Origin of the sequence: Streptomyces sp. HNM0574 (assembly GCF_012726235.1) — a bacterium.
In the GTDB taxonomy this organism is placed as follows: domain Bacteria; phylum Actinomycetota; class Actinomycetes; order Streptomycetales; family Streptomycetaceae; genus Streptomyces.
The window spans coordinates 239022-251419 of sequence record NZ_JAASAH010000003.1; the positions used below are offsets into that span (position 1 = coordinate 239022).

Annotated in this window: 7 protein-coding genes; 4 read left to right on the forward strand and 3 right to left on the reverse strand. The window is 72.1% G+C overall.

The window, feature by feature from the left end; translation table 11 throughout:
- The first annotated feature begins 129 nt into the window (after positions 1 to 129).
- The 4 genes from HCC30_RS28480 (at position 130) to HCC30_RS07850 (ending at position 7630) form a co-directional block, all read left to right on the forward strand.
- Positions 130 to 990, forward strand: a complete 861-nt coding sequence (locus HCC30_RS28480) for a spermidine synthase (RefSeq protein ID WP_240979396.1) — start codon at positions 130 to 132, stop codon at positions 988 to 990.
- 91 nt (positions 991 to 1081) lie between these two features.
- Positions 1082 to 1933 carry a response regulator transcription factor gene (locus tag HCC30_RS07840; RefSeq protein WP_240979397.1) on the forward strand — a complete coding sequence of 284 codons (852 nt, stop codon included), beginning with the start codon at positions 1082 to 1084 and terminating at the stop codon, positions 1931 to 1933.
- Between the two features lie 300 nt (positions 1934 to 2233).
- Positions 2234 to 3346 carry an ATP-binding protein gene (locus HCC30_RS07845; RefSeq protein WP_240979428.1) on the forward strand — a complete coding sequence of 371 codons (1113 nt, stop codon included), beginning with the start codon at positions 2234 to 2236 and terminating at the stop codon, positions 3344 to 3346.
- A 396-nt stretch (positions 3347 to 3742) separates the two neighbouring features.
- Positions 3743 to 7630, forward strand: a complete 3888-nt coding sequence (locus HCC30_RS07850) for a multifunctional oxoglutarate decarboxylase/oxoglutarate dehydrogenase thiamine pyrophosphate-binding subunit/dihydrolipoyllysine-residue succinyltransferase subunit (RefSeq protein ID WP_169441605.1) — start codon at positions 3743 to 3745, stop codon at positions 7628 to 7630.
- A gap of 228 nt (positions 7631 to 7858) precedes the next feature.
- Here HCC30_RS07850 and fxsT read toward each other — a convergent pair whose 3' ends face one another.
- The 3 genes from fxsT to HCC30_RS28485 all read right to left on the reverse strand — a co-directional run bounded on the left by fxsT (position 7859) and on the right by HCC30_RS28485 (position 12372).
- On the reverse strand, positions 7859 to 10819 hold the full coding sequence (gene fxsT, locus HCC30_RS07855; protein ID WP_169441606.1) for an FxSxx-COOH system tetratricopeptide repeat protein: 2961 nt from the start codon (positions 10817 to 10819) through the stop codon (positions 7859 to 7861).
- 96 nt (positions 10820 to 10915) lie between these two features.
- Positions 10916 to 12100, reverse strand: coding sequence for a radical SAM protein (locus HCC30_RS07860; RefSeq protein WP_346776555.1), 1185 nt, complete (start codon positions 12098 to 12100; stop codon positions 10916 to 10918).
- Between the two features lie 71 nt (positions 12101 to 12171).
- Positions 12172 to 12372: a hypothetical protein gene (locus tag HCC30_RS28485; protein WP_240979398.1), complete on the reverse strand. Its 201-nt coding sequence runs from the start codon at positions 12370 to 12372 to the stop codon at positions 12172 to 12174.
- Positions 12373 to 12398: the final 26 nt, after the last annotated feature.

Sequence of the window (12398 nt, forward strand, 5' to 3'; positions counted from 1 at the left end):
CACTCAATGCAGCGGGCGCCGCCGTTGTTCCCGCCGCCCGCCCGCGTTCACCGTGAGCGGACCGGACGCCGCCCGGCACCGGCCCGAATCCGCTGGACCCCGCCCCCGCGACGCCCCGAGGATGACGGGATGCCGTACGAGACGCTCGAACCCCCGCTCGTCCTCGACCGCCGGATGGGACCGCACGGCGAGGTCGTGCTGCGGCGGCACGGCGAGCTGCTGCAGATCATCGCCAACGGGTGCTTCCTGATGGACACCTCCGACGGCCGCTCCGAGCGGCTGCTCGTGCGGGCCGCGCTGCGCGAGCTGGACGGCCGCCCCGCGCCGTCGCTGCTGCTCGGCGGCCTCGGCGTGGGCTTCTCGCTCGCCGAGGCGGCGGCCGAGCCGCGCTGGGGAGAGATCACCGTCGCCGAGCGGGAGCAGGCGATCATCGACTGGCACCGCCCGGGCGCACCCCTCGCGGACGTCTCCGCCGAGGCGCTGGCCGACCCCCGGGTCCGCATCGCGCACACCGACCTCGTCGCCCACCTGAGCGGCCCGGCGGCGACGCCCCCAACCACCGCGACGAGGGCGCCGTCCCCCATTCCGGATTCGGCGGCGGAAAAGGGGCAGCAGGGGTCATCCGGAACGGGCCCGTCCGGCCCCGCCGGGAATCTTCACAAGAACGGCACCTCATCCGCACCCACGGACTCAACCTTCCCGCCCACTCAGGCGTCCCCTGCGGCTTATGACGTGATGTGTCTGGACATCGACAACGGCCCGGACTGGACGGTCACGGCGGACAACACCACCCTTTATTCACCCGACGGACTCGCCGCCTGCCGCGAGAGCCTCACCCCGGGCGGCGTGCTGGCCGTGTGGTCGGCCCAACCCTCCCCGACATTCGAGGACGCATTGCGGAATACCGGATTCACGAGGGTCCGTACCGAAGAGATCCGCGTCGTCCGAGGCGTCCCCGACGTCGTTCACATCGCAACCAAACCGGCGTAGCCGCCGCACACACGGGGCCCTTACGCTGCTGCCAGCAAGCGCACACAAACAAGCCACGACAAGCAGCGGGGCGACGCAGGGGCGGGGCCTAATGGACCAGAACACCACCACACCGAACAACGGCGGGGCCGCCGGGAACGCCGCTGCCGCAGGGAACGCCGCCGCAGGCACCCCGGCCGCCACCGGGCCCGGAGCCGCGGCCGGCTCCGCCGCCGCGACGACGCCCGGCGCCCAGCGCCGCATCCTCGTCGTCGAGGACGACCCCACCATCGTCGACGCCATCGCCATGCGGCTGCGCGCCGAGGGCTTCCAGGTGCAGACCGCCGGTGACGGCCCCGCCGCGGTGGACACCGCCGAGGCCTGGCAGCCGGATCTGATCGTCCTGGACATCATGCTGCCCGGCTTCGACGGCCTGGAGGTCTGCCGCCGGGTGCAGGCGCAGCGCCCCGTGCCCGTGCTGATGCTGACGGCCCGCGACGACGAGACGGACATGCTCGTCGGCCTCGGCGTCGGCGCGGACGACTACATCACCAAGCCGTTCTCCATGCGCGAGGTCGCGGCCCGCGTGCACGTCCTGCTCCGCCGCGTCGAGCGCGCCACCCTCGCCGCGCACACCCCGCGCAGCGGCATACTCCGCCTCGGCGAGCTGGAGATCGACCACGCGCAGCGCCGCGTCCGCGTCACCGGCGAGGACGTGCACCTCACCCCCACCGAGTTCGACCTGCTCGTCTGCCTCGCGCACTCGCCCCGCGCCGTCCTCTCCCGCGAGCAGCTGCTCGCCGAGGTGTGGGACTGGGCCGACGCCTCCGGCACCCGCACCGTCGACAGCCACATCAAGGCCCTGCGCCGCAAGATCGGCGCCGAGCGCATCCGCACGGTGCACGGCGTCGGCTACGCGCTGGAGACCCCCGCCCCCGCAGCGCCCGCCGCCGACGGCTCCTGACGGGCACTGCGGCTTCACGGGTGCACGGGGTTCACGGGTGACGGGGTACGGCATGGCACAGCAGCACGGGCACGAGGCACGGACGGGGTGCGCGCGGTGACGGAAGGCCCCGAGACCCCCGCACCCTCCGGGCCGGACGGCACCACTCCCCCGGCCCGCGACGAGGCCCCCTCCCCGGCCCGGAACCCCGTCACCGCCGCCGTCGCCCGGCTGCGCGGGGCCGCCCGCCGGGCCGCGCCCCCGCTCCGCGCCGCCGCGCTCCGGCTGCGGCCCGCCGGGCGGCTGGCCGCGCGGCTCGGGCTGCGGCTCCGGGCGCGGCTGGAGAAGTCCTGGTCACGGGCGTGGGGTCAGCTGTGGGAGGGGCTGCGGCCGCTCGACCCGTACCGCTCGGTCAAGGCGGCGCTCGGCGCCCTGGTGATCATCTCCGTCGTCATCACCACGCTGCTCGCGCTGTTCGCGGTCTACTCCGCGACCGAGCTGCGCGTGATCACCATCCTCTCGATCATCGTCTCGCTGCTGATCACCCAGTTCGTCGCCCAGTCCCTGACGGCCCCGCTGGACGAGATGACCAGCGCGGCCAGGGCCATGGCCGACGGCGACTACTCGCGGCGGGTACGCGGCGGACGGCGGGACGAGTTCGGCGAGCTCGCCGAGACCTTCAACCGCATGGCCGCCGACCTGGAGTCCGTCGACCAGCACCGCAAGGAACTCGTCGCGAACGTCTCGCACGAGCTGCGCACCCCGATCGCCGCGCTCCGCGCCGTCCTGGAGAACGTCGTCGACGGGGTCTCCGACGCCGACCCCGAGACGATGCGCACCGCGCTCCAGCAGACCGAGCGGCTCGGCCGCCTCGTCGACCACCTGCTCGACCTCTCCCGCCTCGACAACGGCGTCGTCCCGCTGCGGGCCCGCCGCTTCGAGGTCTGGCCGTACCTGGCCGGGGTGCTCAAGGAGGCCAACATGAGCAAGGGGCAGGGGCACGCGCGCAACGACGTGCACCTGCACCTCGACGTCTCCCCGCCCGAGCTGACGGCGCACGCCGACGCGGAGCGGCTGCACCAGGTCGTGGCCAACCTGATCGACAACGCCGTGAAGCACAGCCCGCCGCACGGCCGGGTCACCGTGCGGGCCCGCCGCGGGGACGGCGAGGAGAGCCTGGAGGTCGAGGTCCTCGACGAGGGGCCGGGGATACCCGAGTCCGAGCGGCACAAGGTCTTCGAACGCTTCAACCGCGCCAAGGGCGACCCGGCGGGCACCGGCGGCCAGGGCGTCGGCGACGGCGGAACGGGCCTCGGCCTGGCCATCGCCCGCTGGGCCGTCGACCTGCACGGCGGCTGGATCCGGGTGGCCGAATCACCCCGGGGCTGCCTGATCCAGGTCACCCTTCCGGGGCTGGGCGGCAAGCACGGTTGACCCGGCGCCGGGGCCCGTTCGGTACCGGCGTCCCGGCCGCGGACCGGAAGCGGAGCTACGGATTCCGCACGCGCCGGCCGACCGTCCGGCTACGGATCCCGCAGGTACCGGCCGGACCGGACGCGGACGACGGTCACTCCGGGTGACTGCATGTGGGGTCACGGGGGAGGATGCGGGGAGACCCCGCGGGGGACCGGTGACGTCCGTGAGGCGCCTATGGTTCCCACTGAGCGCGAAACCATGTGTGTTTCCCGCCAAATCCCGCGGCGAAACCGGGCCTTTGATGTGATGTGCGCGACGAGATCGCCATGCGGACTGCAACTGTCGGCAAAGGAGGCGTAGCCTTTATTTCCGCTGTCCACCACCTAAGGAACGCGGAAGAGGGCGGTTGCCGCCGTGTCGTCACAGTCCCCCAACAGCTCACCGAGCGTCTCGACCGACCGGGACGGTCAGGGCAAAGACCCTGCCTCCGTCTTCGGGCCGAACGAGTGGCTCGTCGATGAGATCTACCAGCAGTACCTCCAGGATCCGAACTCGGTAGACCGAGCCTGGTGGGACTTCTTCGCTGATTACAAGCCGGGAGCCGCGAACGCGGGCGCCCCGGGCACCACCGCAGCGGCGCCGTCCGCGACGCCCGCCGAGGCGTCCACCGCGGCGCCCGCCGCGAAGAGCTCCCCTGTCCAGCCCTCGGCCCCCGCCGCGAGCGCGCCCGCGCAGGCTGCGCCGGCGGAGCCGAAGCAGACCCAGGCAGCACCCCAGGCAGAAACCCAGGCCGCCGAACCGAAGAAGACTGTGCAACCCAAGACCGCAGAACCGAAGAAGTCCGCTGAACCCAAGGCTGCCCAGGGCACCGGGGCCGGAGGAGACGGGAAGGCTGCCACCCCCGCGGGGGAGAAGCCGGCTCCCGAATCCACCGGCCCCGAGTACGTCCAGCTGCGGGGACCGTCGGCCGCCGTCGCGAAGAACATGAACGCCTCGCTGGAGCTGCCCACGGCCACGTCCGTGCGCGCCGTCCCGGTGAAGCTGCTGTTCGACAACCGCATCGTCATCAACAACCACCTCAAGCGCGCCCGCGGCGGCAAGGTGTCCTTCACGCACCTCATCGGCTACGCCATGGTGCAGGCGCTGAAGGCGATGCCGTCCATGAACTGGGCGTACGCGGAGAAGGACGGCAAGCCGACCCTGGTCAAGCCCGAGCACGTCAACCTCGGTCTGGCCATCGACCTGGTGAAGCCGAACGGCGACCGCCAGCTCGTCGTCGCCGCCATCAAGAAGGCCGAGACGCTGACCTTCTTCGAGTTCTGGCAGGCGTACGAGGACATCGTCCGCCGCGCCCGGAACAACAAGCTGACGATGGAGGACTTCTCCGGCGTCACCTGCTCGCTGACCAACCCCGGCGGCATCGGCACCGTCCACTCCGTGCCGCGGCTGATGCCCGGCCAGGGCCTGATCATGGGCGTCGGCGCGATGGAGTACCCGGCGGAGTTCCAGGGCACCTCGCAGGACACCCTGAACCGCCTCGGCGTCTCCAAGATCATGACGCTGACCAGCACCTACGACCACCGGGTCATCCAGGGTGCCGCGTCGGGCGAGTTCCTCCGCATCGTCAGCAAGCTGCTGCTGGGCGAGGACAACTTCTACGACGAGATCTTCAAGGCCCTGCGGATCCCGTACGAGCCGGTCCGCTGGAACCAGGACATCGACGCCTCGCACGACGACGACGTCACGAAGGCCGCCCGCGTCTTCGACCTGATCCACTCCTACCGGGTGCGCGGCCACATCATGGCCGACACCGACCCGCTGGAGTACAAGCAGCGCAAGCACCACGACCTCGACATCACCGAGCACGGGCTCACGCTGTGGGACCTGGAGCGCGAGTTCGCGGTCGGCGGCTTCTCCGGCAAGTCGATGATGAAGCTGCGCGACATCCTCGGCGTGCTGCGCGACTCGTACTGCCGCACCACCGGCATCGAGTACATGCACATCCAGAACCCGAAGGAGCGCAAGTGGCTCCAGGACCGGCTGGAGCGCGGCAGCGACAAGCCCGAGCGTGACGAGCAGCTGCGCATCCTGCGCCGGCTGAACGCCGCCGAGGCCTTCGAGACCTTCCTGCAGACCAAGTACGTCGGGCAGAAGCGTTTCTCGCTGGAGGGCGGCGAGTCCGTCATCCCGATGCTGGACTCCGTCCTCGACGCCGCGGCCGAGGCCCGGCTCGACGAGGCCGTGATCGGCATGGCGCACCGCGGCCGGCTGAACGTGCTGGCGAACATCGTCGGCAAGTCGTACGCGCAGATCTTCCGCGAGTTCGAGGGCAACCTCGACCCGAAGTCGATGCACGGCTCCGGCGACGTGAAGTACCACCTGGGCAACGAGGGCACCTTCACCGGTCTCGACGGCGAGCAGATCAAGGTCTCGCTCACCGCCAACCCCTCGCACCTGGAGGCCGTCGACCCGGTCGTCGAGGGTGTCGCGCGCGCCAAGCAGGACATCATCGGCAAGGGCGGCACGGACTTCACCGTCCTGCCGATCCAGCTGCACGGCGACGCGGCCTTCGCGGGCCAGGGCGTCGTGGCCGAGACGCTCAACATGTCGCAGCTGCGCGGCTACCGCACCGGCGGCACCGTGCACATCATCATCAACAACCAGGTCGGCTTCACCGCGGCGCCCGAGTCGGCGCGCTCGTCGATGTACTCCACCGACGTGGCCCGGATGATCGAGGCGCCGATCTTCCACGTGAACGGTGACGACCCGGAGGCCGTGGTCCGCGTCGCGCGGCTCGCCTTCGAGTACCGCCAGGCGTTCAACAAGGACGTCGTCATCGACCTGATCTGCTACCGCCGCCGCGGCCACAACGAGGGCGACAACCCCCGCTTCACGCAGCCGCTGATGTACAACCTGATCGACAAGAAGCGCTCGGTGCGCAAGCTCTACACCGAGTCCCTGATCGGCCGGGGCGACATCACGCTGGAGGAGGCGGAGCAGGCGCTCCAGGACTTCCAGGGCCAGCTGGAGAAGGTCTTCACGGAGGTGCGGGACGCCACGTCCACGCCCGCTCCGGCCGAAGTCCCGCAGCCCGAGGCCGAGTTCCCGGTGCACGTGGAGACGGGCATCGGCCAGGAGGTCGTCAAGCGGATCGCCGAGTCCCAGGTCAACATCCCCGAGCACGTCCACGTGCACCCGCGGCTGATGCCGCAGATGCAGCGGCGCGCGTCGATGATCGAGGACGACACCATCGACTGGGGCATGGGCGAGACCCTCGCCATCGGCTCCCTGCTGATGGAGGGCACCCCGGTCCGCCTCGCGGGCCAGGACTCCCGCCGCGGCACCTTCGGCCAGCGGCACGCCGTCCTGCTCGACCAGAACACCGGCAACGACTACACGCCGCTGCTCTACCTCACCGAGGACCAGGCCCGCTACACCGTCTACGACTCGCTGCTCAGCGAGTACGCGGCGATGGGCTTCGAGTACGGCTACTCGCTGGCCCGCCCCGAGGCGCTGGTCATGTGGGAGGCGCAGTTCGGTGACTTCGTGAACGGCGCGCAGACGGTGGTGGACGAGTTCATCACCTCCGCCGAGCAGAAGTGGGGCCAGACCTCCGGCGTCACGCTGCTGCTGCCGCACGGCTACGAGGGCCAGGGCCCGGACCACTCCTCGGCCCGGATCGAGCGCTTCCTCCAGCTGTGCGCGCAGAACAGCATGACGGTGGCCATGCCGTCGACGCCGGCGAGCTACTTCCACCTGCTGCGCTGGCAGGTCCACAACCCGCACCACAAGCCGCTGGTCGTCTTCACCCCGAAGTCGATGCTCCGGCTCAAGGCCGCGGCGTCCGCGACGAAGGACTTCACCGCGGGCGGCTTCCGTCCCGTCATCGGCGACGACTCGGTGGACCCGGCCGACGTCCGCAAGGTCGTCTTCTGCTCCGGCAAGGTCTACTACGACCTCATCGCCGAGCGGCAGAAGCGTGGTCTCAAGGACACGGCGATCATCCGCCTGGAGCGGCTGTACCCGCTGCCGGGTGCGGAGATCCAGGCCGAGATGGCGAAGTACAGCGGCGCCGAGAAGTTCCTGTGGGCCCAGGAGGAGCCGGCCAACCAGGGCGCGTGGCCGTTCATCGCGCTCAACCTGGTCGACCACCTGGACCTGATCATCGGCTCCGACCCGGTCCCGAACGCGGACCGGCTGCGCCGGGTCTCCCGTCCGTCCTCCTCGTCCCCCGCGGTGGGGTCGGGCAAGCGGCACGCGGAGGAGCAGCAGCAGCTCGTCCAGGAGGTCTTCGACCTCTGAGGCTTCTTGGCCTCGTGAACACGGAGCCCCCGCCGCGCACTTGGTGCGCGGCGGGGGCTCCGTCGTGTGCGTACCGCTGCGCTTGGGAGGTCTGCGCCGAGGCGCAGGGCTGGCAAGCGCAGCACCCCGGCGCCGGGTGCGGACGGCTCACGGGGTGCCCCGCACCGTGCGTACCCGGCTGCCGGTGCGTCCGGGCTGAGCGCGCAGTTCCCCGCGCCCCTTTCGGGCCTACAACGGCTGCGGCTCGAAGTCCCAGTACGGCATGACGCGGAGGTGGAGGCCGCGGGTGAAGGCGTGCTCCTCGCCGTAGTGGCCCGCGGCGATCCGCATCATCCGCAGCCGCGCCTTGTCCTCGGCCTGGGAGTCGCCCAGCTCCCGCAGGCTCCGCACATGCGCGGAGCGGAAGTTGAGGCTCAGCGGGTGGACCTCGCCGAGCGTCCGCTCCGCGTGCGGGAGGAGTTCCTCCGCGAGCCGGGCGGCCGCGTCGTCCTCGCCCGTGAGGTGCCGGGCGCCGATGACGTTGAGGCCGCAGCCGAGGGTCCACGGGTGCGTCGCACCGACGGCCCGGCCCATCCGCTCGTACGCGTCCTCGGCGACGGTGAGCGCGCCGGGGACGTCGCCCGTGCCCCACAGGGTCAGGCCCCAGTTGCCGTGGGTGCCGATGGCGTACGGGTGGTCCTCGCCGAAGTGGGCGCGGTACCGGCCCGAGGTGCTGTGGGCGAGCTTGCGTGCCTCCTCGGCCTCGCCGTGCTGGCGCAGCAGCATCGCGAGGTCGGCCTCGACCATCAGCGTGCGGGGGTGGTGCGGCCCGAGCTTGCGCCGGGTGCGGGTGACGACGCCGCGCATCAGGGACTCGGCGCGCTCCGCCTGGCCGGTGCGGCGCAGGCAGAGGGCCAGGTTGTGTTCGGCGTGCAGGGTCTGTTCGTGGTGCTTGTCCAGGACGCCGGAGCTGAGGTGGACGTTGAGGTTCTGCACGGACTCGGCCTCGTCGTACCGGCCGAGCAGGCGGAGCGTCCAGGCGTAGTGCAGCGTGGCGTACAGCGTCATCGGGTGGCGTTCGCCGAGCTGGCCGCGGACGGCGTCCAGGATGCCGCCGTGCGTGGCGAGGGCGTCGTCGTACCGGCCGCGGAGGGACTGGGCGATGCCGAGGTTGCTGCGGGCGAAGAGGGTGCGGGGCATGGTGGGCCCGAACTCGGCGGTGGCGGCCTCGGCCTCGCGGGCGAAGAGGTCGTGCGCCTCCTCGTACCGGGCGAGGCCCATCAGGCTTCCGGCGAGGCCGTCCTGGGCGCGCATCCGGTCGACGGGCCGGGCCGGGCCGTTCTCCAGGCTGCGGACGATCTGCCGGCCGACCTCCTCGGCGTCCTGGTAACGCCCCATCCGGCGGAGCATGTTGGCGTGCTGGAGCTCGCCCTCCAGCAGCCTCGGGTCGGTGGGCTCCAGCCGGCCGCGCAGGTGCTGGACGAACTCGCGGCAGAGCCACCAGCCGGACTTGTACTCGCCGTTGGCGCGGAGGTACTCGATGCAGTTGAGCACGAAGCCGTGCACCACCGGGTCGTCGGAGACGAGCGCGCCCGAGCTCTCCAGGTGCGGGACGAGCTCGTCGTACCGGCTCCAGTTGGCGCGGTCGCCCGGTTCGCGCGGGTCGGCGGCGGCGAGGAGGCGGGAGGCGCTGGCGGCGCCCTGGCTGCGGGACTCCTCGCCCATGTACCGCTTGACCAGGGCCTGGTAGACGCGGTGCATGCGGACGTCGCGCACGGTGAGGTTGTCGCCGTGCTCCAGGTGGTCCTCGTACTCGATGCGGATGGCGGCGGCCTCGCGGAGCTTGCGGAGCGTCGCGTTCCACTCGCTGGGGTCGGCGATCAGGTCGCCCAGCGGCGCGGGCAGATCCTCGGCGCGGGCGGTGCGCAGCAGGCGTACGGGGATGGAGTCGGGGGCGAAGAAGGCGAGCAGGCAGAGGAGTTCGTAGGAGACCGGGTCCTCCTCCTTCAGCCCGTTGAAGGTGACGGCCCACGCCTTGTCGAAGGTGTGCGGGTACCCGGCGTCGGTCTCGACGTTGATGTCGCCCTGGCGGACCAGGCCGAGGTACTCCTGCACCTCCATCGTCGGGTTGCGGGCCAGCCAGGCCGCCGTCTGGTCGAGCAGCAGCGGGAAGTCCTCCATCTCGGAGGCGAGTTCGGCGGCCTGCCGGTCGGTCAGCCGCTTGGAGCGCCGCTTGACGAAGGAGACGCTCTCGGCCCGGTCGAAGTGGGTGACCTCGACCAGCTCGGCGCCGTACTGGCCCCACTCGGTGTTCCGCGTCGTCAGCAGCACGTGGCCGCGGCCCTCGGGGATGACGTCGTCGACGAGCATCGCCGGGTCCTCGGCGCCGTCGAGGACGATCAGCCAGCGGCGGTGCGGGGCGCCGGTGCGCAGCGCCTCGTGCACGCCGCGGATCTGCTCGCCGAGCTGGGCGCCGGCGCGCAGCCCGAGCCGGTCGGCGAGCAGCGCGACCTGCTGCCTGGCCTGGGTGCGGCGCTCGGCGTTGACGTGCCAGACGATGTCGTACTCGTTGCCGAAGCGGTGCAGGTACTCGTCGGCGATCTGGGACTTGCCGACGCCCTGCACGCCGTGCAGCGCCACGAGGGAGGTGCCGTCCCCGGTGGAGTTCAGCCGCCGGTAGAGCGTCTCCAGATAGCGCTCGCGGCCGGTGAACCTGCGGTTGCGGCGGGGGGCCTGCCAGACCGCGGGCGGGGCGCTGGGGAAGCGGTGCGCGGGGGCCGCGCCGCTCTCGGTGAGGGTCTCGATGGCGGTGGTGTCGAGGCCCATGGCGGTGAACATCCGCCGCCGCGCCTCGCGTTCGTCGAGGTTGAGCAGGCTGACGGGGCGGAGGGCGGCGGCGGTGTGCGGCAGTTCCTGACTGGCGACGTTGATCACGGTGACGCGCTCCAGGTGCGGCACGACCGTGCCGGTGAGGGCGCGCGTCCACTCCTCCTCGGTGTACTCGCCGGTGCTGAAGTACCAGTCGTCCAGGAGCAGTACGAGGTGTTCGGCGCTGTCCACCAGCGAGCGGTACGCGGCGTCCAGCGGGAGGCCGCCGGGCGGGTCCCAGCGGTGCAGGCTGAAGGTGTGGTCCTGGAGGGCGAGCTGGTCGCCTATCCAGGCCGCCCAGGCACGGCCGGCGCCGGCGTAGGAGATGGTGAAGTGCTGCATGTGGACCTCGAGAACGAGAAAACGCAGGGAATCACAGAGTGTTCATAGACGGTAACGCATTCGTCGGACAGTCGGTCGTCTGTGCCCAAGTATGGTTCACCACAGGGGTATTGGGTGTCCGCTCACACCGTTTCCGTCTGGTCTGCTTGGTCCGGGTGGTCCGGCTTCCTCCGGCGCCGCCGCCCTTCCGAGCCGGTCCGCGACGTGCCGGATCAGGCGTTCCAGGTCGGCGCAGTACACCGAGGGGTTGCGGAAGCCGGTCGCGGGGGCGTACCGGTGCGTGGGGTTGCCGCCGCCGCACACCCGGAAGACGGGGCAGCGGCGGCAGGTGCGCGGCGGGTCGGTTCCGGCGCCGAAGTGTTCACGTACGGTCGTGAACGCGTCGTGGAAGACGTCGAATCCGGTCGCGGACGCGCCGTGGTAGGCGGAGCGGAGCGAGTCGACGCGCTCGATGCTCCCGTCCGTCTCGACGAGCACCGCGGCGCCGGGCGAGTGGCCGAGGGACTCGACGGCGCTGGGCGCCCCGAGCAGCAGCGCGAGGATCTCCTCGAACAGCCGCACCCGGGTCTCCAGCCGCCCCGCGTCCCACCACCGGTCGAAGACCCGCACCAGCCAGTCGCCGTACGGGGTGGCCCGCGCCGTGCGCCCCGGCTCCCCCGGCGCGGGCAGCGCGGGCGGCGGGGCGTCCCAATTGGCGTGCGGGAGCAGCAGGTCGAGGGCGGGCGGCCGGAGCGCGAGCAGCGAGGTGTAGGTCTCCAGCGGGTCCTGGGCCACGTCGACGGTGCACAGGATGCCCGCGTACGCCTCCGGCACCTGCTCGGCGAGCAGCCGGGCCGCGCGGTCGACGGCGGGCCAGGAGGGGCGGCCCGCGTGGTCGACGCGGCGGTGGTTGAGCGCGGCGGTGCCGCCGTCGGCGCTGATGCCGACGCGGACGCCGGCCGCGGCGAGGCGGCGGAGCGTGGCCGCGGTGAGCAGCGTGCCGTTGGTCTGCACGAAGAAGCGCAGCGCGCAGCCGGGCGCGGCCCGGCGTACGGCGGCGCGCACGGTCTTCACGTACTCCAGGGCCGTGCCGGGGCCGCCGAGCAGCGGCTCCCCGCCGTGCAGGTCGACCCGCGCCGAGGGCAGCCGGTGCGCCGCCGCGTGCTCGGCGATCCGCTCCGCGGCCTGCCGCATGGTGCCGGGCGCGACCCGGGCCGGGCGGTCCCGCCAGGTGGTGTCGGGGCCCCGGTAGAGGTAGCAGTAGGTGCAGGCCAGGTTGCAGCGGCCGTGCACCTTCAGCACGAACTGCCGGTAGGCGGGCGGCCGTTCCTCCCCCGGTTGACGCGCGTCACGCGCCGTCGCGACGGGCTCCCTCACGGGACACCGTCGCGGGGCGAGTCCTCGTAGTACGCGACGACCGAACCGGCCGGGGCGGCCGCGCGGGCCCTGATGCCGGGCAATAAGGCGGCGAGCAGCGGGTGCGTGGCGCTCTCGGTGAGCAGGTCGCCGGGTGCGGGCAGCGGCACCTCGCTCCGCCCGGACCCGCCGTCCCCCGCGGCGGTGCCGGGCCGCATCGGGGAGCTCCCCTCCGTCGTGCCTC